Below are 21,590 nucleotides of genomic sequence, written 5' to 3' on the forward strand. Positions count from 1 at the left end.
TCCTATCAGTAGGGGTTCACGCCGCTGATCAATTCTTCGCGCACTTCAAGACGGGGCCGCCAGTTGTACTTGGTATCCTCGCGCACGGGTGCCCAGAACAACACCCCGCTGTTGCGCCACGGGTCGAGGATGATGCCCTCGTCCATGGGATCACCCTTGGCGCTGATCAGGGCCGAATGATGAATGATCCGAAACGCCGTTGGCGGGGAGGTAACCCAGTGCAAATCCAGCGTACGGAAACTTTCTTGTTTCAGTCGGGTGGTCATGGCTTGCGCCCAGTCATTACATAGGCCCTTCTCACGAAACCCATTTATGACCTTTGCGTTGTGGATAATCGCCGGATCGGTGACGTTCCAGTCCTGCTTCAATTGGCTGGAATAGGCATAGGATATCTCGGCGGCGCGGCGGGCTTCGCGTGGATCAACCTCGGGACCAAGCTGCTGAATGGCCTGCGCCAGTTTGTCGGCGTCATTCGAGCCCGTCGTCGTCGGGGCCGAGGCGCACCCGGCAAGGGTCAGGCAGGTGGCCAAAATTGAAATGATGATCTTCACGCTTGAGTCTCCTCTGGCCGACATAGGTGCCGGTTCCGTTCACCGCCCTTTAACTGATTCCGGCCCCCGATCCGAGGGGGAAGTTTTGCCCAGACGATCACAAAGCCAGGTAGTACAACTCGGAACATTTGCGCCTTGGCGCCTGTACAACACGGAAGATAAAGAAAACCCGGCACAAGGCCGGGTTAAGTTGGGGAAACCGCATCGAACCGGGCGTCAGCCCAACAATCGACGCGCGATGACTTGCGCCTGTATTTCTGCGGCGCCTTCAAAGATATTTAGGATGCGTGCGTCACAAAGCACGCGGCTAATTTTATATTCCAGCGCGAAGCCGTTACCGCCGTGAATCTGCAACCCGTTATCCGCCGCAGCCCAGGCAACCCGGGCCCCCAGCAGTTTGGCCATCCCCGCCTCAAGGTCACAGCGCTGGCCGTGGTCTTTTTCCCATGCAGAGAAATAGGTGAGCTGCCGTGCGATCATGATCTCAACCGCCATCATCGCCAGCTTGCCCGAGACCCGGGGGAAGTTGATCAGCGCCTTGCCGAACTGCTTTCTATCTTGTGCGTATTGCATGGCGATGTCCAAAGCGCTCTGCGCGACGCCGATGGCGCGGGCGGCGGTCTGGATGCGGGCGCTCTCGAAGGTCTCCATCAACTGTTTGAAACCTTTGCCTTCTTCGCCACCTAACAGGTTTTCCCCCTTCACTTCAAAGCCGTCAAAGCCCAGCTCGTATTCTTTCATGCCACGATAGCCCAGCACTTCGATCTCGCCGCCTGTCATGCCGGGTGTGGGGAAGGGGTTCTCATCGGTTCCAGGGGTCTTTTCAGCCAGAAACATGGACAGACCACGGTGATCGGAGCTATCAGGGTTGGTACGCGCCAGTAGAGTCATCACATGCGTGCGGGCGGCGTGGGTGATCCATGTTTTATTGCCTGTTATCTTATAGTTGCCATCTTCACCCTTAACGGCACGCGTGCGCAGGCTGCCCAGATCCGATCCTGTGTTAGGCTCAGTGAAAACGGCGGTTGGCAGGATCTCAGCACTGGCAAGTTTCGGCAGCCAGTTAGCTTTTTGCTCATCTGTGCCGCCCGCGATGATCAGTTCAGCCGCTATCTCGGACCGCGTGCCCAATGAGCCCACGCCGATATAACCGCGCGAAAGCTCTTCCGAGACCACGCACATCGACGCTTTGGACAGACCGAAGCCGCCGTATTCCTCGGGGATGGTCAGGCCGAACACGCCCATTTCGGCCAGTTCTTCGATGATCTCAATTGGGATCAATTCGTCTTTCAGGTGCCATTCATGGGCGTTGGGCTCGACCTTTTCCTGCGCATAACGGCGGAACTGATCACGGATCATCTCCAGCTCATCATCCAGACCCGACGCGCCGAACATGGTCGCACCGGATTGATCCTGCATAAGCTCAACCAGACGGGTGCGCGCGGCCTGAGAATTGGCCTGCGCCATCAGGGTTTGCACTTCACGGCACTGGAACCCGGACAAGGCGTCCCAGCCAAGACCAAGGTCCTGCAAACGCACTACCTCACCCTGATTCATCGGAATGCCACCCGCGATCTGATGCAGGTATTCGCCAAAGGCGATCTGGTGCAGCAACTGCTCCATCTCACTGAACTTACCTTCAGCTTGAAGTGCCTCGGCCCAGCGTTGCATCTGCTGCAAAGATTGCCGGTAAGTTGCCAGCCATGCCAAACCATGAGCGGCTGTCTGGTTTGCTTCGATCAACGCGCCCGAGATGCGGTCATCGCTAATGACCATGGCACGCACCGATGCACGGGCCTTGTCGAACACAGTTTCAACCGCCGGTAAGGCCGCTGCAGTCAATGTCAGAAGATCAGGTAATACCGCTTGCTGCATCATGTTCGTCAAGTCCTGTCCATCATGGGCCATGAATCACGTCCTTTACTGGGTCGTCTGGTCATATCATGCTGCACGTGCAGCGCAACAAAAATACACAAATAGCACATAAAAAGTTCAATTATTACCATATCACTTTTGCAATGCAGAAAAATCTCGGCCTGATATGAAGGGCAGATGGATCTGTTTTCGCTCATTTCACCGCAGGAAATGTACCTGGCGTTGATCGTCGCTTTTGTGGCGGGGTGGGTCAAAGGCATGGTGGGATTTGCTATGCCAATGGTGCTGATATCCGGGCTGAGTATGATGCTGCCCCCCGAATTTGCGTTGGCAGGCCTGATCCTGCCGACCCTTGTTACTAATGGTGTACAGGCCTTGCGGGATGGCGTGGTCGCCGCAGCGGTATCGGTTCGTAAATTCCGTGTATTTCTGGCAGTTGGGTTAATCTGCCTGCTGGCGAGTGCTCAATTGATTAATATTTTGACACCTCAGGATTACCTACTGGTGCTCGGCGTGCCGATAACCTTCTTTGCGCTGATTCAGATACTTGGGCTCAGACTTACATTGAAGGCACCCTCCGTCGGGGTCGAGGCGGTGGTCGGCGCAGTAGCAGGGGCGGTCGGAGGCATCTCTGGCGTATGGGGGCCACCAACTGTGGCCTATCTGACGGCGTTGAATACACCAAAGAAAGATCAGATGCGTGTTCAGGGTGTAATTTATGGCCTAGGGGCAGTGGCCCTGGTGGTCGCGCACTTGGGCTCAGGTGTTCTGAGGGGTGAAACGGCATTGTTCTCTGCAATGCTGGTTCTTCCGGCCCTTGTAGGCATGCGAGGAGGTCTGTTCCTTCAGGACCGGATTGATCAGACCCAGTTTCGCAAACTTACACTGTTGGTTCTGTTGATCGCCGGATTGAATTTGCTCAGGCGCGGACTGTTGGGTTAACCACGCCTTTCAGCAAAACGGAACGCGAAATAGAGACCCAACATCAAAAAGAACAGGCCTGAGATGTCGCCAATCAGAAACGCGACGTATTCGGCAGTTGTACTGCCAAAGGCCGTGTTGGTCAGGATTGAAACCAAAACCGAAGTGACAATCCCAACTCCCATCACGCAGGGCCAGCAGGGATTGCGATCAGCGCGTGGAAAAAGATCCCATCCTGCCGCTTTGCATGCGTAAAATACGGCGGGCACGATTGTTACAGCTATGGCAATTGCCAGCATTCTGCTGGGCAGGAAAACGTCCCACCCGCCCACCATTGCAAAGACAACAAAGACGCCGGGCAAAAGTGCAAAAATTGCCCGCCACCCCAGTAACCATGCGGCCAGAACCCGCACGCCATGCGGCAGGAACAACAGGCTGGCGTGGCTGGGGTATGCGGGAAAAAATTCGTTCTGAAGCGGCATCAGAATCTCGAATGTAACGAGTGATGCGGCAACATAGGCCAAAGAGGCAAAGAAGGTGTCAGAGGCCCATCTGTTCACGGGATTAGCCGTTTTCAGATTTCAGGCAGCAATCACCTGGGTGCATGAACCAAATACCGTCCACGATTGGCGCTTCCGCTTTGCGAAAGATAGCCCTTTTGAACCAAAGACTTGAGGGCGCGGAAAAAGGTCGGACGAGAAACGCTTTTGACCAGCGTATGCTCGATCAGGCCGAAGGTGCGCACTTCGGTATTGCTTTTCGACAACTCTTCCGCGGCGTAATAGATGTCCCGCTCGACCGGGGACAATTCTTCTAGCCCCAAGGTGCGTTCCATGCTTTGCATCAGTTTGCGCAGTTCGGTGAGTTTTGAAATTTCAGTCATAACTTGCCTATTATCTACTACCGTGTCAGACCGAGGCACGTCGAAAGGCTAGGACCTTTGAAACACATCTATCCAACACCATCCCCATGTGGAAGTAATCGCCACTTTCAAGTGCGGCCCGAAGCGTGTTGAGAGTGGAATCGCCCGGGTCGCCCAACTGTCCAATTTCAATGGTCGCCGCTGCAGAAAACATCGGTACCATCTCTTCATCGGTATTTTGCGATAGCGCAAATGACGCGTTCTCGCAATGAACTTGTTTGTTAGATTGGGCTGCCGCTGCGTAATCCAAAATGAAATGGGGGCGGCTAGAGCCCCCATTTCTAATCAGCCGATTGCAACGGCTTTGATATCTTCATCAATGTAGGGCAGATATTGTTCGAAATTTTCCGCAAACATCTGCACCAGCTTTTCCGCTTGCTTGTCGAACGCTTTCTGATCGTCCCAGGTGCGACGCGGGTCTAGTAGCACTTCGGGCACTCCCGGTACCGAGACAGGCACGTCAAATCCGAAATTGGCGTCTTTGCGGAACTCGGCGTCAGTCAGTGATCCTTCAAGTGCTGCCGTCAGCAGGGCGCGGGTGGCCTTGATCGGCATCCGACTGCCAACGCCATAGGCGCCGCCGGTCCAGCCGGTGTTGACCAACCAGCAGGTTGCACCGTGCTGGGCAATCTTGTCGCGCAGCAGGTTGCCATAGGCTTCGGGGCGGCGCGGCATGAAGGGCGCACCAAAGCAGGTAGAGAAGGTCGGCTGAGGCTCGGTGACGCCACGCTCTGTCCCGGCCACCTTGGAGGTAAAGCCAGAAAGGAAGTGGTACATTGCCTGTGCAGGGGTCAGCCGAGCGATCGGCGGCAGAACACCAAACGCATCGCAGGTCAGCATGATGATGTTTTTGGGATGTCCACCTAGGGCGTTGCTGGAGGCGTTTGAAATGTACTCCAACGGATAAGCGCAACGCATGTTTGCGGTCAAAGAATCGTCGTTGAAATCGAGCTCTTTGGTCTCAGCATCGAAGACCATATTCTCGATCACGGTGCCGAATTTTGAGGTGGTCGCGTAGATTTCCGGCTCGGCCTCGGCGTTCAGGTTGATCGTCTTGGCATAGCAACCGCCTTCGAAGTTGAAGGTGCCTCGATCCGACCAGCCGTGTTCGTCATCGCCGATCAATGTGCGCGACGGGTCGGCGGAGAGGGTGGTCTTGCCGGTGCCGGACAGGCCGAAGAACACGGCGGTGTCGACCGGGTTGCCGACGGCATGGTTGGCCGAGCAGTGCATCGGCATCACGCCTTTTTCGGGCAGCATGTAGTTCAATAAGGTGAAGACCGACTTCTTGTTCTCGCCAGCATATTCGGTGCCGCCGATCAGGATCAGCTTGCGATCGAAGTTCATCGCAATCACCGTCTCGCTGCGGCAGTTGTGCTTGGCCGGGTCGGCCTGAAAGCTGGGGCAGTTGATGACGGTGAAATCCGCAGTGAACTCATCCAGATCCTCACGATCCGGGCGGCGCAGCAGGTGGCGGATGAACAGATTGTGCCAAGCCAGCTCAGTGACCATACGCACATTGATTGAATAGCTGGGATCAGCTCCGCCCACGAGGTCCTGCACAAAGTAATCACGGCCTTTCATATGGGCCAGCATATCATCGTACAGCGCATCAAAGCCTTCGGGGCTCATCGCGGCATTGTTTTCCCACCAGATGCTGTCGGCGACGCTGTCGGTCTTGACGACATGCTTGTCCTTTGGCGAGCGGCCAGTGAACTTGCCGGTGGTGACCAGAAATGCGCCGCCATTGCCAAGGGTGCCTTCGCCGCGCTTGAGCGCTTCTTCGATCAGCGCCGGTTCCATGAAGTTGTAATAGACATTGCCCAGACCCTCGATGCCCTGATCTTCGAGGCGGAATTGCGGGTTAACCCGTCCAGATGTCATGTGTGTCTTCTCCTGTGGCGGCGCGAGGGCCTGGGGCCGGGGGCGCCATTGGGGCGGAAACCGGAAAAAGCCGGCGGTCAAGCGCCTCTTATCACGGTATTTTAGGACATGAACAGAAGGGTTGGGAGGAGTTAGCGCAACCAAGTTGAGGTTTAGCGCCATCACGATTTGTCTGCTGTAAATCAAGGCAGCTATTTGGGCGTAGCAAGGCAAATTTGCCGCATACCTGCCGCAAGAATGGCATGATTCGAGGTTACGAGTTGATTCGGTTGCTCAAAACCGCCAACAATGTCTTACAAAAAAGCGTATTATTGCGCGAGTGAGCAGGAATAGGGGTGAACCCGATGTCAAAGATTGCACTTGTGGATGACGACAGAAATATCCTGACGTCAGTATCCATGACCCTCGAAGCCGAAGGTTTTGAGGTCGAAACATATAATGATGGGCAGGCCGCGCTGGATGCGTTCAATAAGAAACTTCCGGATATGGCCGTTCTGGATATCAAGATGCCGCGGATGGACGGCATGGATCTGCTGCAGAGGCTCAGGCAGAAAACGCAGATGCCGGTTATCTTCCTGACCTCAAAAGATGATGAAATCGACGAGGTTCTGGGCCTTCGGATGGGCGCAGATGACTATGTCAAGAAACCGTTCTCGCAACGCCTTCTGGTCGAGCGCATCCGAGCACTGCTGCGTCGTCAGGAAGCCGTAGAAGGGGATGCAACCAGCGCTGCGACCGGGGACACCAAGGTAATGGAACGCGGTGAGCTGCGGATGGACCCGCTGCGTCATGCGGTAAGCTGGAAAGGCAATGATGTCTCTCTGACTGTAACCGAATTCCTGTTGCTGCAGGCACTGGCACAGCGTCCGGGATTTGTAAAAAGCCGTGATCAGTTGATGGATGTCGCTTATGATGATCAGGTCTATGTGGATGACAGGACCATCGACAGCCATATCAAACGCCTGCGCAAGAAGATGCGGGCCGCTGATCCGGATTTTTCGGCGATCGAAACGCTGTATGGTATCGGATATCGTTACAACGAAGAATAGGCGCGGCCGTTTGTGAAGAAGGCGAAGGGGTCTCGTGCGCGATACTGAACAAGCCAACCAAGAACGCGACGCGGATGTCGTATTGGGGGATGACTGGGTCATTCCCCAAGATTCCGAGTCTGCGGAACTGCAAGCCAAGCGATCGCGGCGAAACCTGCTTACGTTGCGCTATTCGCCTCTGGCACGCAGGATCATTACGTTCAACCTGATCGCCCTGGTCATTCTGGTGGCGGGTTTGCTGTATCTGGACGACACACGCAAAGAGCGTGTTCAGCAGACGGCGGTCGATTTGGTTGGGGATGCACAGCTCGTCAGCAACGTATTTGAAACCCAACTGCGACAACCTTCGGGAAATGGTGCCGCAACGCTGGACGTGCGAGATACCCTGTCCGGGCTTAGCCTTCCCGAGGGTGGTGAAGTTTTTGTATATGATAATACAGGAACTCTGATTGGTTGGACACGCGGGGTGTCGCCAGTTTCAGAACTGCCAAGCTTGCTGCAACAGGAAGCTGACACAGTCTCGGGCAACACTTTGATCAGCGATGCGCTTAATGTGGTTTGGAATGGTTTGTCCGCCATTTTTAGCAGCAGAACAGATGTTGAAGCGCCGACACTGGCGCAACGTGTGCAACAATTGATCCCGCAGGCGTTGGATGGTCGCCTGCAAGTACAGGCCGTTCAGGACGACATGGGCAAGACGGTTATTGTGGCCGTGGCGCCAATTCTTGTCGAAGACGTACCGGTTGGTGCTGTCGCCATGGCAGGCCCTGCAGGTGAGATCGATGCGCTGGCCCGAAAAGAGCAAGAGCGCATCCTTCAGATGTTTGTCGTTGCATTGCTGGTCTCAATCGGTCTGAGCCTTGTTCTGGCCTCAACCATTGCGAACCCGCTGGCAGATCTGGCCGCCGCTGCTGAGATGGGCAAGGATCGGGGTGCGGGGGTAAATCCGGGCCGTATCCGTATCCCCGATCTTAGCGCCCGACCGGATGAGATTGGTCGCCTAAGCAAAGCTTTGCGCGGGATGGTCACCGCGCTTTACAACCGCATCGACGCAAATGAACAGTTTGCGGCGGATGTTGCTCATGAAATCAAAAACCCTCTCGCCAGTTTGCAATCTGCCGTCGGAACCATGCGCATGGTAAAACGTGATGACCAGCGCGAAAAATTGCTAGGTGTTATCGAACATGACGTGCGGCGACTGGACCGTCTTGTCAGTGACATCTCGAACGCGTCCCGGCTGGATGCGGAGCTAGTAAAAGAAGAAGAGCAGCCCTTTGATCTGCTCAATCTACTTGGTAATATCAGCCAATTTCTGGGTGAAGACGCCCGTTCGAAGGGGATCGACTACATCACTGATTTTCCGGCAGGGCCTATCGTGGTCAACGGGCTCGAGGCGCGATTGGCACAGGTTTTTGTCAATCTGATCACCAACGCGATTTCCTTCTGCGAAGACAATGACGCCATTCGCGTCTGGGTCCGCCGTCGCGACAATCGTGTGCTGGTTGTCGTTGAAGATACCGGCCCGGGCATCCCAGATCAGGCTCTGACCAAGATATTCAAACGTTTTTATTCACAACGCCCCGAAGAGCATTTCGGCAACAACTCGGGCCTCGGCTTGGCAATTTCGAAGCAGATCGTCGAGGCGCATGGTGGAGTAATCTGGGCCGAAAACATTCGCCCGACCGAAGCCGATATCACTTCGGACCCGCTGGGCGCACGGTTTGTGGTCGGGCTTCCTGTCTAGACCATGAACGCGATCCCGCTCCAGGATATCGCAGATCAAAGGACGGCTTGCATTCACGCCACTTGCGTGGCGGTGCAAGGTGCTGGGGTGTTGATCGTTGGTGCTTCGGGTGCAGGAAAATCTGGGTTGGCATTGCAGATGATGGCGCTGGGTGCTCAGCTGGTTGGAGATGACCAGGTCGATATGTTTGTGCAGAACGATCAGGTTATGGCAAATGCAGTCGTGCCAATCAAAGGTTTGATCGAGGCGCGTGGTATTGGGTTGTTACGGGCCGCTAGCGTGGGCCCCGTCCCGTTGGCGTATATCGTGGATCTGGATCAAACAGTTTCGGCGCGTTTGCCCGAGCCTTTTGACGTTTGCGTGCTGAAGCGAACTGTTCCCTTGCTTCGGGGCGCTGGGGTGCCCAATTTGGCCGCAGGACTAATGCAACTTGTGAGAATGGGGCGCGTGGCCCCGGAATGGCCGAATTCATGACAGCACAAACGCGCGTCGTATTGGTTACGGGCCCCTCTGGGGCTGGGCGTTCGACCGCGATTCACGTACTAGAAGATCTTGGATTTGAGGCGATTGATAATCTACCAATGGGTTTGCTGGTTCGTCTGGTGGACAGCTCAGAGCCGACGCGCCCAATGGCCTTGGGTATCGATACGCGCAATCGTGATTTTTCGACCATCGGGTTCATCGAACTTGCCGCCAAACTGGGCAGGATGGAAGATGTCGACCTCACGATTCTCTATCTGGATTGCAGCGACGAAGTGCTGCTGCGCCGGTTCTCGGAAACACGCCGCCGCCACCCGGTCGCTGCGGATGCCAGTCCGGAAACGGGCATCCGGCAGGAAAAAGAACTGCTGGCCCCCATTCGCGAGGTTGCCGATACGCTGATCGATACCCGAACGCTGAATGTTCACCAGTTGCGCGAGGAAGTCGAGCGCTGGTTCGCCCCTAAGGGGGGGCGTCATCTGGCGGTTTCGATCGAATCCTTCTCGTACAAACGGGGTTTGCCGCGTGGTTTGGATATGGTGTTTGATTGCAGGTTTTTGGCCAATCCCTATTGGCGGCCTGAACTGCGTGATGCCGATGGGCGAAATTCGGATGTGGCAGCCTATGTTCGGTCAGATCCGAACTTTGAGGCATTCTTTGATCGGGTTGTCGATCTGTTGATCGAATTGCTTCCAGCCTTCCGTGAAGAAGGTAAGGCACACCTCTCAATCGCCTTCGGGTGCACCGGAGGGCAACATCGCTCAGTCGCTGTGGCCGAAGCGATTGCAAAGGCCCTTGCGGAAGGGGGCCAGCAGGTGGCAATTAGGCACCGCGAAATGGAACGACGCGCATTGAATGTGAGGCCGAAGTGATCGGGATCGTAATTGTTGCACATGGCGGTTTGGCGCGCGAATATCTTGCGGCCACACAACATGTAGTTGGAAAACAGCCCGGGTTGGTGGCTATCCCGATCGAAGCTGATCATGATCGCGAGGCAAAACAAGCTGAGATATGTCGTGCTGCTGACAAGGTCGATATGGGCGATGGCGTTGTCGTTGTGACCGACCTGTATGGCGGCAGCCCCTCGAATCTCAGCTTGCGTGCGTGTGCACCGCAGGATCGGCGAATCCTTTACGGAGCTAACCTGCCGATGCTCATTAAATTGGCCAAAAGTCGCCATCTGCCGCTGGCCGAAGCCGTGCGTTTAGCACTGGAAGCTGGTCGAAAATACATCAATGCGCAAAATGTGACGCTGGATTGATACCGGATACAATCATATGACGACCAAGAGTTTGAAAATAATAAATGAAAAAGGCCTACATGCCCGCGCTTCAGCCAAGCTGGTTGAGGTGGTAGAAGGCTTCGACGCGCGTGCCGAGGTGTCGCGCGACGGGCTTTCTGCCTCGGGTGACAGTATCATGGGCCTTTTGATGTTGGCAGCGTCGCGCGGAACTACTATTGACGTCGAGACGTCCGGCCCGGATGCTGAGGCGTTGGCAGAAGCGTTGGAAACCCTGGTGAACGACAAGTTCGGCGAAGGGTTCTGATAGCGTAACTGCGACGATATCAAGGACGGAAAGACCAGGCAATTGGCGGAAACCACGCACGAAACAAAGACCGGCCCAGTCGCAGACCAAGACACCGACCAGGGTGAAATCTACGACCGCAGAACGCTGACCTACGCCAACTCGTTTGACGATGCCTGGACGTCCACCGCCATTCGCGCGATCGAATGGTGTACCGGCAAGCTGACCATTCTGCGCATGGTCAACAAGTTCGAAAAGCAGAACGAACATTACCGCGGCCAGAAATTCTGGGGCGGTGCGCTCAAGATTATGGGCATCAACCTCACCACCCCCGCCAAACAGATCGCCCGTATCCCCAAAGAGGGTCCGGTTGTGGTTGTCGCCAACCACCCGCACGGCATGGTTGATGGTATGATCCTTGCCGAACTCATAGGTCAGGTTCGTAGTGATTATCGTATTCTGACCCGTTCGGTTCTGACCGGTTTGGATGAGGCAGCAACCTCGTTCATGATCCCGGTGCCGTTTCCGCACGACCCCGAAGCGCAGGCGAAGATGCTTGAAATGCGCAGCAAGACGATGAAGCACCTGGCCGATGGCGGCGTAGTCGCCCTGTTCCCTTCAGGCGTTGTGATGTCATCGGATGATTGGTTTGGCCCTGCGATCGAGCGGGAGTGGAACGTCTTTACTGCCAAGATGATCCGCCGCTCGGGCGCTAAAGTGGTGCCGATCTTCTTCCCCGGCAGCAACTCGCGTTGGTACCAGATCGCTAATCGGCTTTCGCCTATACTTCGCCAAGGTCTTTTGCTGCACGAAATTGTCCGCTCCTGCAACAAACCGCAGTCTCCGGTAATAGGCGACCCGGTTTCAGATGAAGATATGGCGCTTTTGGAACGCGACCCACGTGGTTTCATGGCTTGGCTCCGCGATCACACGCTTGCCCTGGGCAAACACTGATCCGTCTCTTCATCTGGCCATAAATATCTCGGGAGTGAATTGAGCCGCAGGCTCAAGAGAGGGCTGGCCCTCTTATGCACTATCGCGTCGGAACCGGAACTTCACCGCGGTAATCGTAGAACCCTCGTTCGGTCTTGCGCCCCAGCCAACCAGCCTCGACATATTTCGTCAGCAGCGGGCATGGGCGATACTTGGTATCAGCCAGACCATCGTGCAGCACATTCATGATCGCCAGACAGGTATCTAGGCCAATGAAATCCGCCAGCTCCAACGGCCCCATAGGGTGATTGGCGCCCAGCTTCATGGATTGGTCGATGGACTGAACGCTGCCGACGCCTTCATAAAGCGTGTAGACCGCCTCATTGATCATCGGCATCAGGATCCGATTGACGATAAAGGCCGGAAAATCTTCGGCGCTGGCTGAGGTCTTTCCCAATCGGTCCACAACAGCCTTGCAGGCGTTGAACGTTGCCTCATTCGTGGCAATACCTCGGATCAATTCGACCAATTGCATCACTGGCACCGGGTTCATGAAATGAAACCCCATGAAGCGTTCAGGCCGATCCGTACGGCTGGCCAACCGGGTGATGGAAATCGACGATGTATTCGAGGTCAGTATTGTGTGAGGCTGCAAATGAGGCAGCAGATCCTCAAAGATCGCCTGCTTCACCGTTTCCCGCTCGGTTGCAGCTTCGATCACAAGGTCGGTCTGCCCCAGATCCGGTAGGTTTAGGGTCGTGGTGATCCGCCCCAAGGCGGCTTTTGCTGCCTCGTCTGATATCTTGCCGCGCGACGCTTGCCGCACCAGATTAGTTTCGATTGTCGAGATTGCACCATCTAGGGCATCCTGGCTGATATCGTTCAAAAGAACATCATACTCTGCCAGCGCCATCACATGAGCGATCCCGTTGCCCATTTGTCCAGCGCCGATCACTCCGACTGATTTTACGTCCATATTCTGATGTCCTTGTTCGCAGGATACGGGCGACATTATCGGCACTTCGGCGGGGGCGGCAAGGGGATCGGCCCGATCAAATTCGCTTCAAATGCGCGCATTAGGATTTTCGCAAGACTTGCGGCGGCAAAATGGCAACTGGGTGAAAATTTGGGTGAGTGTGATGAGCTATCAATCAATCAACGCGGATGGTTCCGTTGAAACAATGTGCACCTATGGGACCTCGAAATTGCGATACAGAGGTCCGCAAAGAGCTTTGGAGAGGCCTTACGTGGCGTGCTTTGGGGGCGAGGAGACATTTGGTCGTTTTGTAGCGGCGCCGTACCCCTCAATACTCGAGCACCGCCTACAGCGCCGGTGTCTCAACTTTGGTAGTCTGTTTTGTGGCCTCGATTCGTTGACACGAGATGCCGGGCTGCTCGAACTCGCGAACCAGTCAGAGCTTTGTGTTTTGCAGTTGCCTGGTTTGCTGGGCCAGACCAACCGGTTCTATCGAGTTCATCCTCGTCGCAATGACCGTTTCGTTGCACCAACATCGGAATTGGTGGGGTTGTATCCCGAAATGGACTTCACCAATGTCCACTTTGTTCGTCATCTGTTGAGCCGTTTGAAGGCGCATACAGATGCGCGCTTTGAGATGGTTGAGCAAGAGCTGCGTAAAGGTTGGGTTGAAAGGCTCGGTACTTTTCTGCGCAAAGTTAAGCCTCCGGTTATGTTGCTCGAATTGAGAGCAGATCATCACGCGCTGGGCTCGGTATCGGATGATCCGGTTACGTTGGATACATCGAGTGTCGAAGTGTTGGTGCCTCAAAGCGCAGGCCTCATTACTCTGCATGTGCAGGTATCAGGCGCATCCGATGAGCTTGAGGATATGTTATTTGGCACTCTGCAGCAGCCAATTGCTGAACATATGATCGGCCCTGCCACACATCGCAGAATCGCAGACGCTTTGACCTGTGCGATCAGAGACTTGGGTATTTAGAGAAAAGGCCCGCCAATGGCGGGCCTCATAGAAAACTCGAAGAAAATCTTCGCCTGGTATCAGCCGAGTTTCTCGGTCAGCTCCGGCACGGCCTGGAACAGGTCGGCAACCAGTCCGAAATCGGCGACCTGGAAGATTGGCGCCTCTTCGTCTTTGTTGATCGCAACAATGACCTTGGAGTCCTTCATGCCAGCCAGGTGCTGAATCGCACCAGAAATACCGACGGCGACGTAAAGATCGGGGGCAACAACCTTACCGGTTTGACCCACCTGCCAGTCGTTCGGCGCATAGCCCGAGTCGACCGCTGCGCGCGACGCGCCAACAGCAGCGCCCAGCTTGTCCGCCAGCGCCTCGATCAGCTTGAAATCTTCTTCCGAGCCAACACCACGGCCGCCTGAGACAACAACGCCTGCCGAAGTCAACTCAGGGCGATCGCTTTCGGCTACCTTGTCTTCAACCCATTCGGAGAGGCCGGGGTTATCACCAACCGAGATGGTCTCAACTGCCGCAGATCCACCTTCGCCAGCCGCGTCGAAAGACGCGGTGCGGATGGTGACAACTTTCTTGGCGTCGTTCGATTTCACGGTCTGGATCGCGTTGCCCGCGTAGATCGGGCGCTCGAAGGTCGAACCGTCAACCACACCAGACGCATCCGAGATCACCATCACGTCCAGCAGGGCGGCAACGCGCGGCATGACGTTTTTGGCGTCGGTGGTGGCGGGTGCAACGATGTGCTCATAGCCATCAGCCAGCGACACGATCAGCGCTGCGGTCGATTCCGCCAGGCGATGGCCCAGCGAGGCATCTTCGGCGACCAGAACCTTAGAGACACCATCGATCTTGGCAGCAGCTTCACCAGCGGCAGCAGCCGAGCCACCTGCGGCCAGAACGGTGATTTCGCCCAGCGACTTGGTGGCTGCGACGGTTTTGGCGGTCGCGTCAAAGCTCAGTTCGCCGTTGTTGACTTCGGCAAGCAGAAGTACAGCCATTACACAGCCCCCGCTTCTTTGAGTTTCTCAACCAGCTCGTCGACCGAGCCCACGACGATACCAGCGGCGCGCGCCGGCGGCTCGTCGGTTTTGACGATTTCAAGACGCGGAGTGACATCGACGCCGTAGTCGGCGGCGGTTTTCTCATCCAGCGGCTTTTTCTTCGCCTTCATGATGTTCGGCAGCGACGCATATCGCGGCTCGTTCAGACGCAGGTCAACGGTGACGATGGTTGGCATCTTGACGCTGATAGTCTGCAGACCACCATCCACTTCGCGGGTGATCTTGGCGCTGCCGCCTTCGATATCCAGCTCGGATGCGAAAGTGCCTTGCGACCAGCCCAGCAGGGCCGACAGCATTTGGCCGGTGGCGTTCATGTCGTTGTCGATCGCCTGCTTGCCCGCCAGAACGATGCCCGGCTGCTCTTCCTCGACCACTTTGGCGAGGATTTTCGCCACGGCCAGAGGCTCGATGTCGGTGTGTACGTCATCAGCTGCGACAACCAGGATCGCACGGTCTGCACCCATGGCCAGAGCGGTCCGCAGGGTTTCCTGCGACTGCTTCACACCGATTGAAACGGCAACAACTTCGTCAGCCTTGCCCGCTTCTTTCAGGCGAATTGCCTCTTCCACTGCGATTTCGTCGAAGGGGTTCATCGACATTTTTACATTGGCGAGATCAACTCCGCTCCCGTCCGCCTTAACACGAACTTTCACGTTGTAGTCGATCACGCGCTTGACAGGCACAAGTACCTTCATTTTTGCGTATGCTCCTTACAAAAACGGCAAGCCGCGCAGCGACTCCACCAATGCTCTCGCGGTTTAGATAGCGGGTCGTGATGCGCTGCAACAGAGCAAAATCGTCACGTCATGCTTTCGAGACGTCGCGTTTTGTCATTTTTTCGACAAGAAACGAATTTTTATTTCTCCATGACGGGCGCGATCAGCGGTTCGCACCCGGAACCCAGAGCACATCATTGCGTCCGCCATTATTGGCGCAGCGCGCGGCGACAAAGAACCAGTCGCTAAGTCGGTTGAGATATTTCACCGCCGTTTCATTGACCGGTTCCATATTTGTCAGCTCAACCGCCAGACGTTCTGCCCGGCGCGAGACCGTTCGACAGACATGCAGATGCGCCGCCAGACGTGAACCGCCCGGCAGGATGAAGCTGCGCAGCGGTTCGAGTGTTTCGTTCATTGCGTCGATCTCTGCCTCCAGCCGATCAATCTGGGCGGGGACGATGCGGAGAGGCGGGTAGTCGGCTTCGGCATCCTTGTCCATATCGGGGCGGCAGAAATCAGCCCCCAGATCAAACAGGTCGTTCTGGATGCGGGAAAGGGCGGCTTCGACCTCTCCTTCAGCCTCGGTACGGGCGACGCCGACAAAGGAATTCAATTCGTCCACTGTGCCATAGGCCGCGACACGCCCAGAGTATTTCGCGACGCGCTCACCATTGCCTAAAGCGGTTTTGCCGTCATCGCCTGTGCGCGTGTAAATCTTGTTGAGAACAACCATACCTTAAACTCCCTGTCCGCGCAGGTAGACGTAGAGCACGATTAGCACCACTGCAATGAACTGAAATAGGATGCGCAGGCGCATCATTTTGTTGCTTTTCATGGCTGCGTCTTTGCCGGGTTTTCCAAAGTTGGCAATGCCCATCACCAGCACGGCAACCACTGCCGCCATAGCCAGAAGCAATACGACCATTAATAGGTCCATAAGATCACCATCCTTGTTTGTTCTCGCGATGAACCCTCATCTAGCGTTGATAGAGGCAAAAGCGAACGGGTAATTTCGCCTCAGATGTCCGAGAGAATGCGGTCGATGGTTCGGGTCGGCAGGATGCGGCGCAGATATCCAGCGATGTAGGTTGGCGTTGTCACATAGTAGCGTGCGCGCGGGCGTTTGGATTCGACTGCATGAGCCAGTTTGGCCGTCACGGCAGAAGCAGGCAGTTCGAACCTGTCGTTTCCAGATGATTCGTAGAGGCGTTTCAGCAACGAATCCTCGTACTTCTGGCGCAATGCAGAGTTTTTCCAATCTATGAAGCGTTCGAACACCGGGATTGAGTTCACTCGGATTTTCGAGGTCACCGGACCCGGTTCGATCAGGATGACTTTGATATCAGTATCCCGAAGCTCCAACCGCAATGTGTCGGTCAGGCCTTCTATGGCATATTTGGTGGCAACATATGCGCCACGCCATGGAAATGCGACCAACCCCAGTACCGATGAATTCTGTACGATCCGTCCATGGCCTTGTGCCCGCATCACCGGAATCACCTGTCGGGTCAACTCGTGCCAGCCAAAAACGTTGGTCTCGAAAATCAGGCGCATACCTTCGATCGGGACGTCTTCGACTGCTCCGGGAAGGCCGTGCGCGCCATTATTGAACAGTGCATCCAGCGTGCCTCCGGTTGTTTCAAGCACCTGGTTCAGACCGGATGTTATGCTGTCGGTGTCGGTATAGTCGATCAGCGGGCTGTCGAAGCCTTGCGCCCGCAACCGATCACAGTCGCGCTGCTGCCGACAGGACGCAAATACACGCCAGCCACGCGCGCGCATGCCGTGCGCCGCATCCAGTCCGATGCCCGAAGAGCACCCAGTAATAAGAATGGACTTTTGCATGTCACTTCCGAAACTGAACCTCGCCCCCTTGGTATTGCGAGCTTCAGGTCAGGACAATGACACAGTTGCGTCAGTTTGTTGGCTTCCGAACCAGTGATGCAGAAATCCAACCCACACTTTGCCCGGGAAGTAGCCTCAGGCGCAGCCATCCCGTGCCTGAATCGCTTAGGACTTCAACCCGTTGGCCAATATTGGCCTTTGCTATGATGGGGTAGATCGTACCTGGCCCGTCGCGCATGTTTACGCGTGTGCCTGATATCTCCCGAATGTCCTTTTCGGGTTCGATAATCTGAGAGGTAGGCGTGATATCGTCTTGAACCTCGGTTTCAACCTGCACCAGCCCGGCGGCACCGTCCTCAAGCGAAGCGAGCGTGAAGCTGGCACCATCTCCGTCAAATGCGGAAAACCGAGGCAATGTATTGGCTGCGACTTGTGAAAGAACAACAGCTGTATCCTCCTCGGCCAAGGGTTCAGGTTCGGCTCGCACGGCAACAGGGCGGGTTGCGACATTGGTCACAAGTTCTTCCGCACGCGGCGTTGGCGCAGAAGTGGGTTTGGGCTCAGGGGCCGAGGCAATTGGCACAGGTTGTTCGGCCCGTGTCCCGCGCGGCTCGAAATCAGGGCCTCCACTCATGACGTAGAAGCTCCAACCGAGCATGGCGAAAGTGATAACAATAACGCGCGTCATAGCGCACCCCCTGGCAATCGTAACATCAATATAAAGGCAGCAAGCTTAATATTCGAAAGCATACCATAGAACCGGGATTGAGTCGAAAGATGGGGGAAATCCGGGACTTGTCTCCCCCTGTTGCAAAAAGCGCGACTTGTCCCCAGCAAAATATGCGCCGATTGCTTTACCCGCGCGCGCTTGCGTCGTATCACATCATGTATGAACGATACGATTGACGACCCCAATATGGAGGCCCCTGACAACGGGGGCGAGATAGCCGAACCGCTGCGCCGCGCCATTGGTGAACGCTATCTGACCTACGCGCTTTCAACGATCATGCACCGGGCACTGCCGGATGCACGGGATGGATTGAAGCCGGTTCATCGGCGAATCCTCTATGCAATGCGCGAGTTGCGACTCAGTGCGACGGGGGGATTCCGGAAGTCCGCTAAGATTTCCGGCGACGTGATGGGTAACTATCACCCGCATGGTGACGCCGCGATTTACGACGCGATGGCGCGTCTGGCGCAGGACTTCAACGTCCGTTATCCGCTGGTCGACGGGCAGGGGAACTTCGGCAATATCGACGGCGATAACCCTGCGGCCTCGCGATACACCGAGGCGCGGATGACCATAGTCGCAGAGGCATTGCTTGAGGGTCTGAACGAGGACGCTGTTGATTTCCGCGACAACTATGATGGCACGCTGACCGAGCCGGTCGTGCTGCCCGCGCAGTTCCCGAACCTGCTGGCCAACGGTGCCAGCGGTATCGCGGTGGGCATGGCGACGAATATTCCGCCGCATAATATTTCCGAACTGTGCGACGCCTGTCTGCATTTGATCAAGACACCGGACGCCCGCGACGACACGCTATTAAACTACGTCCCCGGTCCGGACTTCCCGACCGGCGGTGTTATTGTCGAGCCGCCCGAGAACATTGCGCAGGCCTATCGCACCGGTCGCGGATCCTTCCGGCTGCGCTGTAAATACGAGGTTGAAGACCTCGGCCGAGGTCAGTGGCAGATTCTCGTCACCGAGATTCCCTATCAGGTTCAGAAATCCAAGCTGATCGAAAAGATCGCCGAGCTGATCCAGACCAAGAAAATCCCGATCCTCGCAGACGTCCGTGACGAATCCGCTGATGACATCCGACTGATCCTTGAGCCGCGCTCCAAAAATGTGGACCACGAGGTGCTGATGGGGATGCTCTACCGCAACTCGGACCTTGAGGTGCGGTTCAGCCTGAACATGAACGTGCTGATCGACGGGGTGACGCCCAAGGTCTGTTCGATGAAGGAAGTGCTGCGGGCGTTCCTCGATCACCGGCAAGAGGTGCTGTTGCGTCGTTCGCGCCATCGCATGGCTAAGATCGACCATCGCTTGGAGGTATTGGAGGGCTTTATTGTCGCCTTCCTGAACCTCGACCGCGTGATCGACATTATCCGCTATGACGACGACCCCAAAGCTGCGCTGATGCGCGAAGATTGGGGCATCGATCACGTCCGCGCCACGGATGAGTCCGACTATGTCCCGCCCAAACCGGGCGAGGGCGAGTTGTCCGAAGTTCAGATTGACGCCATCCTCAACATGCGTCTGCGCAGCTTGCGCCGTCTGGAAGAGATGGAACTGGTCCGCGAACGCGATGAGCTGATGCTGGAACGCGCCAACCTCGAAGACCTGCTGGCCGATCCCGCCTTGCAATGGGCCAAGATCGCCGAACAACTCAAAAAAACCAAGAAGACCTTTGGCAAAGACTACGAAGGTGGGCCCCGGCGGACGCAATTTGCCGAGGCCGGTCAGGTCGAGGAAGTCCCGCTTGAGGCGATGATCGACAAGGAGCCGATCACAGTCGTCTGCTCTCAGATGGGTTGGATTCGCGCCATGACCGGCCATATCGATCTGAAGCGCGAGTTGAAGTTCAAGGACGGCGATGGCCCGCGTTTCATCTTCCATGCGGAAACGACGGACCGTCTGCTGGTATTTGCTTCAAATGGCCGATTCTATACCATCAGCGCCGCCAACCTGCCCGGCGGGCGCGGCATGGGCGAACCACTGCGTTTGATGGTCGATTTGCCGAACGAGGCGCAAATCATCGACATCCTGATCCACAAGCCGGGGCGCAAGCTGCTGGTGGCCTCGGATGCGGGTAACGGCTTCATGGTGCCCGAGGATGATGTGCTGGCCCAGACCCGAAACGGCAAGCAGGTGCTGAACGTCAAAGGTGACGAGACGGCGCTGATCTGTAAGCCGGTTGCTGGCGATCATGTGGCTGTGGTGTCGCAAAACGGCAAGTTCCTGGTGTTCCCGACAGAAGAACTGCCCGAGATGACCCGAGGTAAGGGCGTCCGCCTGCAAAAGTACAACATGGCACGAGGACGTCAGGGGACGCTGGAGCTGGATGGCGGTTTGTCGGACGTGACGACCTTCAACTGGGAAGAGGGCCTGAAATGGTCCATGGGCGGCGATAAAACCCGGCATGAGGCCGACATGTCCCAGTGGCTGGCCAAGCGCGCAGGGGTCGGAAAGAAGGCGCCATATGGCTTCCCGCGGAACTACAAGTTCTCGTGATCCGCTGTCCGCTTGGTGAATTTCTGCCGATACGGCTTGGCACAACCCGTATCGGTGCGCTACATCCAAGAAAAACAGGCCTATCGAGACGAGAGACATGTTGCGCATTCTGACCCTGATCACCGGACTGGCCCTGATGGGCGCGTGTACACAAACGCAGTTGTATGAGGAACCCGAAAGCCTCGGGGAGTTCAAGCTGCGCGTAAACTACGCCTTTGCCGAGAAAGCCAAGCAGGGGCCTGTCTCTCGGGATGCGACGCCCAAGGAATGGGAAGACGCTATCCAGAACGCTGTAGATATTCGTCTGGGCCGTTACGAGGGCGCGCAAGAATATGACATTGGCATCAGCCTCGAAGGTTACATGCTGGCACCCCCCGGTATTCCCGTGATTTACAATCCGAAGAGCACCGCGATTGTTCTGGTTAACGTCTATGACGTGAACAAAAAGGAATTCATCGCTAAGAAAAAACAATTTCAGGTTCTCGAAGACACAACGAGTGAAAGCGCATTGGCCGGATCAGGTCATTCGCGCACAAAAGAAGAGCAAATGAACGGTCTCGCATTGAAGGTCGCCGATCGAGTCGAAGAGTGGTTGGCTGAAGAGCACAAAGACAATGGCTGGTTTGACCGCCGCCCAGACCTGATCCAGCCGCTCGAATCCGGTGCGGTGACGCAAAATCCGGCGTCGTAACCACCTTTTACCGCAGGATGTGCTTGATTTTCCCGCGTGAACCAAATATCTCGCGCGCGCAGAGGAAACCGGGACCAAGGGTCCCCCAAATCGCAAAAGGGCGCCTGAGGAATGGCAAAGGAAAAGTTTGAGCGTAATAAGCCGCACGTCAACATCGGCACGATTGGCCACGTTGACCACGGCAAGACCACGCTGACCGCAG

Annotated in this window: 24 protein-coding genes; 12 read left to right on the top strand and 12 right to left on the bottom strand. The window is 56.0% G+C overall.

Annotated features, from left to right (window positions below):
- Positions 1-5: 5 nt before the first annotated feature.
- Both ACR0JR_RS18475 and ACR0JR_RS18480 read right to left on the bottom strand, forming a co-directional pair.
- Positions 6-551, bottom strand: a complete 546-nt coding sequence (locus ACR0JR_RS18475) for a hypothetical protein (RefSeq protein ID WP_480457336.1) — start codon at positions 549-551, stop codon at positions 6-8.
- 216 nt (positions 552-767) lie between these two features.
- The gene (locus tag ACR0JR_RS18480) at positions 768-2,459 is read right to left on the bottom strand and encodes an acyl-CoA dehydrogenase family protein (RefSeq protein ID WP_480457338.1); all 1,692 of its coding nucleotides are present in this window, start codon (positions 2,457-2,459) and stop codon (positions 768-770) included.
- Between the two features lie 144 nt (positions 2,460-2,603).
- Between ACR0JR_RS18480 and ACR0JR_RS18485 the strand changes: the two genes are divergently transcribed.
- Positions 2,604-3,368 (top strand): sulfite exporter TauE/SafE family protein, encoded by a 765-nt coding sequence (locus tag ACR0JR_RS18485; RefSeq protein WP_010437709.1) that lies wholly within the window; start codon positions 2,604-2,606, stop codon positions 3,366-3,368.
- Here ACR0JR_RS18485 and ACR0JR_RS18490 read toward each other — a convergent pair.
- From ACR0JR_RS18490 to ACR0JR_RS18500, 3 genes are all read right to left on the bottom strand, one after another.
- Positions 3,365-3,907, bottom strand: a complete 543-nt coding sequence (locus tag ACR0JR_RS18490) for a hypothetical protein (RefSeq protein ID WP_480457340.1) — start codon at positions 3,905-3,907, stop codon at positions 3,365-3,367. The genes ACR0JR_RS18485 and ACR0JR_RS18490 overlap by 4 nt on opposite strands.
- A gap of 32 nt (positions 3,908-3,939) precedes the next feature.
- On the bottom strand, positions 3,940-4,230 hold the full coding sequence (locus tag ACR0JR_RS18495) for a hypothetical protein (protein WP_010437712.1): 291 nt from the start codon (positions 4,228-4,230) through the stop codon (positions 3,940-3,942).
- Between the two features lie 324 nt (positions 4,231-4,554).
- Positions 4,555-6,153 (bottom strand): phosphoenolpyruvate carboxykinase, encoded by a 1,599-nt coding sequence (locus ACR0JR_RS18500; RefSeq protein WP_480457342.1) that lies wholly within the window; start codon positions 6,151-6,153, stop codon positions 4,555-4,557.
- Between the two features lie 344 nt (positions 6,154-6,497).
- Between ACR0JR_RS18500 and ACR0JR_RS18505 the strand changes: the two genes are divergently transcribed.
- Genes ACR0JR_RS18505 through ACR0JR_RS18535 form a run of 7 tightly spaced genes read left to right on the top strand, consistent with a single transcriptional unit; the run spans position 6,498 to position 11,906 of the window.
- Positions 6,498-7,202 carry a response regulator gene (locus ACR0JR_RS18505; protein WP_170475869.1) on the top strand — a complete coding sequence of 235 codons (705 nt, stop codon included), beginning with the start codon at positions 6,498-6,500 and terminating at the stop codon, positions 7,200-7,202.
- Between the two features lie 34 nt (positions 7,203-7,236).
- Positions 7,237-8,946, top strand: a complete 1,710-nt coding sequence (locus ACR0JR_RS18510) for an ATP-binding protein (RefSeq protein ID WP_480457344.1) — start codon at positions 7,237-7,239, stop codon at positions 8,944-8,946.
- A 3-nt stretch (positions 8,947-8,949) separates the two neighbouring features.
- Entirely contained in the window at positions 8,950-9,420 is a 471-nt protein-coding gene (locus ACR0JR_RS18515) for an HPr kinase/phosphorylase (RefSeq protein ID WP_480457345.1), read from the top strand.
- Positions 9,417-10,298, top strand: a complete 882-nt coding sequence (gene rapZ, locus ACR0JR_RS18520; RefSeq protein WP_480457347.1) for an RNase adapter RapZ — start codon at positions 9,417-9,419, stop codon at positions 10,296-10,298. Before ACR0JR_RS18515 ends, rapZ begins: the two co-directional genes overlap by 4 nt.
- A complete protein-coding gene (locus tag ACR0JR_RS18525; protein ID WP_010437720.1) occupies positions 10,295-10,687 on the top strand; it encodes a PTS sugar transporter subunit IIA in 393 nt (130 codons plus the stop codon). Before rapZ ends, ACR0JR_RS18525 begins: the two co-directional genes overlap by 4 nt.
- A gap of 16 nt (positions 10,688-10,703) precedes the next feature.
- Positions 10,704-10,973, top strand: coding sequence for an HPr family phosphocarrier protein (locus tag ACR0JR_RS18530; protein ID WP_010437721.1), 270 nt, complete (start codon positions 10,704-10,706; stop codon positions 10,971-10,973).
- Between the two features lie 42 nt (positions 10,974-11,015).
- On the top strand, positions 11,016-11,906 hold the full coding sequence (locus ACR0JR_RS18535) for a lysophospholipid acyltransferase family protein (RefSeq protein ID WP_480457349.1): 891 nt from the start codon (positions 11,016-11,018) through the stop codon (positions 11,904-11,906).
- Between the two features lie 79 nt (positions 11,907-11,985).
- On the opposite strand, the gene ACR0JR_RS18540 is transcribed toward ACR0JR_RS18535, so the two are convergent.
- Positions 11,986-12,861: a 3-hydroxybutyryl-CoA dehydrogenase gene (locus ACR0JR_RS18540; protein ID WP_480457350.1), complete on the bottom strand. Its 876-nt coding sequence runs from the start codon at positions 12,859-12,861 to the stop codon at positions 11,986-11,988.
- Positions 12,862-13,066: 205 nt separating this feature from the next.
- On the opposite strand from ACR0JR_RS18540, the gene ACR0JR_RS18545 reads away from it, so the two are divergent.
- Complete coding sequence (locus tag ACR0JR_RS18545) at positions 13,067-13,843, top strand: DUF6473 family protein (RefSeq protein ID WP_480457366.1); 777 nt, start codon at positions 13,067-13,069, stop codon at positions 13,841-13,843.
- Between the two features lie 59 nt (positions 13,844-13,902).
- On the opposite strand, the gene ACR0JR_RS18550 is transcribed toward ACR0JR_RS18545, so the two are convergent.
- The 6 genes from ACR0JR_RS18550 to ACR0JR_RS18575 all read right to left on the bottom strand — a co-directional run bounded on the left by ACR0JR_RS18550 (position 13,903) and on the right by ACR0JR_RS18575 (position 18,147).
- The gene (locus tag ACR0JR_RS18550; RefSeq protein ID WP_480457352.1) at positions 13,903-14,832 is read right to left on the bottom strand and encodes an electron transfer flavoprotein subunit alpha/FixB family protein; all 930 of its coding nucleotides are present in this window, start codon (positions 14,830-14,832) and stop codon (positions 13,903-13,905) included.
- The gene (locus ACR0JR_RS18555) at positions 14,832-15,590 is read right to left on the bottom strand and encodes an electron transfer flavoprotein subunit beta/FixA family protein (RefSeq protein ID WP_480457354.1); all 759 of its coding nucleotides are present in this window, start codon (positions 15,588-15,590) and stop codon (positions 14,832-14,834) included. Before ACR0JR_RS18555 ends, ACR0JR_RS18550 begins: the two co-directional genes overlap by 1 nt.
- 184 nt (positions 15,591-15,774) lie before the next feature.
- Positions 15,775-16,347, bottom strand: a complete 573-nt coding sequence (locus tag ACR0JR_RS18560) for a cob(I)yrinic acid a,c-diamide adenosyltransferase (RefSeq protein ID WP_010437732.1) — start codon at positions 16,345-16,347, stop codon at positions 15,775-15,777.
- A 3-nt stretch (positions 16,348-16,350) separates the two neighbouring features.
- On the bottom strand, positions 16,351-16,551 hold the full coding sequence (locus tag ACR0JR_RS18565) for a twin transmembrane helix small protein (protein WP_010437734.1): 201 nt from the start codon (positions 16,549-16,551) through the stop codon (positions 16,351-16,353).
- An 80-nt stretch (positions 16,552-16,631) separates the two neighbouring features.
- Complete coding sequence (locus ACR0JR_RS18570; protein WP_480457356.1) at positions 16,632-17,459, bottom strand: SDR family NAD(P)-dependent oxidoreductase; 828 nt, start codon at positions 17,457-17,459, stop codon at positions 16,632-16,634.
- 70 nt (positions 17,460-17,529) lie between these two features.
- The gene (locus ACR0JR_RS18575) at positions 17,530-18,147 is read right to left on the bottom strand and encodes an SH3 domain-containing protein (protein ID WP_480457357.1); all 618 of its coding nucleotides are present in this window, start codon (positions 18,145-18,147) and stop codon (positions 17,530-17,532) included.
- Between the two features lie 201 nt (positions 18,148-18,348).
- Between ACR0JR_RS18575 and parC the strand changes: the two genes are divergently transcribed.
- From parC to ACR0JR_RS18590, 3 genes are all read left to right on the top strand, one after another.
- A complete protein-coding gene (parC, locus tag ACR0JR_RS18580) occupies positions 18,349-20,697 on the top strand; it encodes a DNA topoisomerase IV subunit A (RefSeq protein ID WP_480457359.1) in 2,349 nt (782 codons plus the stop codon).
- Between the two features lie 97 nt (positions 20,698-20,794).
- Positions 20,795-21,388: a hypothetical protein gene (locus ACR0JR_RS18585; RefSeq protein ID WP_480457360.1), complete on the top strand. Its 594-nt coding sequence runs from the start codon at positions 20,795-20,797 to the stop codon at positions 21,386-21,388.
- Positions 21,389-21,499: 111 nt separating this feature from the next.
- Positions 21,500-21,590, top strand: a 91-nt coding sequence (locus tag ACR0JR_RS18590; protein ID WP_036223564.1) for a GTP-binding protein, incomplete at its 3' end; no start/stop codon positions are given.

The sequence above is a fragment of the Ruegeria sp. AA3 genome, assembly GCF_056542905.1.

Bases quoted from the DNA above. Each gene is read 5' to 3' on its own strand.
- ACR0JR_RS18480 (WP_480457338.1), bottom strand. From the start codon at position 2,459: ATGGCCCATGATGGACAGGACTTGACGAACATGATGCAGCAAGCGGTA.
- ACR0JR_RS18485 (WP_010437709.1), top strand. From the start codon at position 2,604: ATGGATCTGTTTTCGCTCATTTCACCGCAGGAAATGTACCTGGCGTTG.
- ACR0JR_RS18495 (WP_010437712.1), bottom strand. From the start codon at position 4,230: ATGACTGAAATTTCAAAACTCACCGAACTGCGCAAACTGATGCAAAGC.
- ACR0JR_RS18500 (WP_480457342.1), bottom strand. From the start codon at position 6,153: ATGACATCTGGACGGGTTAACCCGCAATTCCGCCTCGAAGATCAGGGC.
- ACR0JR_RS18505 (WP_170475869.1), top strand. From the start codon at position 6,498: ATGTCAAAGATTGCACTTGTGGATGACGACAGAAATATCCTGACGTCA.
- ACR0JR_RS18515 (WP_480457345.1), top strand. From the start codon at position 8,950: ATGAACGCGATCCCGCTCCAGGATATCGCAGATCAAAGGACGGCTTGC.
- rapZ (WP_480457347.1), top strand. From the start codon at position 9,417: ATGACAGCACAAACGCGCGTCGTATTGGTTACGGGCCCCTCTGGGGCT.
- ACR0JR_RS18530 (WP_010437721.1), top strand. From the start codon at position 10,704: ATGACGACCAAGAGTTTGAAAATAATAAATGAAAAAGGCCTACATGCC.
- ACR0JR_RS18540 (WP_480457350.1), bottom strand. From the start codon at position 12,861: ATGGACGTAAAATCAGTCGGAGTGATCGGCGCTGGACAAATGGGCAAC.
- ACR0JR_RS18545 (WP_480457366.1), top strand. From the start codon at position 13,067: ATGTGCACCTATGGGACCTCGAAATTGCGATACAGAGGTCCGCAAAGA.
- ACR0JR_RS18550 (WP_480457352.1), bottom strand. From the start codon at position 14,832: ATGGCTGTACTTCTGCTTGCCGAAGTCAACAACGGCGAACTGAGCTTT.
- ACR0JR_RS18555 (WP_480457354.1), bottom strand. From the start codon at position 15,590: ATGAAGGTACTTGTGCCTGTCAAGCGCGTGATCGACTACAACGTGAAA.
- ACR0JR_RS18560 (WP_010437732.1), bottom strand. From the start codon at position 16,347: ATGGTTGTTCTCAACAAGATTTACACGCGCACAGGCGATGACGGCAAA.
- ACR0JR_RS18565 (WP_010437734.1), bottom strand. From the start codon at position 16,551: ATGGACCTATTAATGGTCGTATTGCTTCTGGCTATGGCGGCAGTGGTT.
- ACR0JR_RS18570 (WP_480457356.1), bottom strand. From the start codon at position 17,459: ATGCAAAAGTCCATTCTTATTACTGGGTGCTCTTCGGGCATCGGACTG.
- ACR0JR_RS18575 (WP_480457357.1), bottom strand. From the start codon at position 18,147: ATGACGCGCGTTATTGTTATCACTTTCGCCATGCTCGGTTGGAGCTTC.
- parC (WP_480457359.1), top strand. From the start codon at position 18,349: ATGAACGATACGATTGACGACCCCAATATGGAGGCCCCTGACAACGGG.
- ACR0JR_RS18585 (WP_480457360.1), top strand. From the start codon at position 20,795: ATGTTGCGCATTCTGACCCTGATCACCGGACTGGCCCTGATGGGCGCG.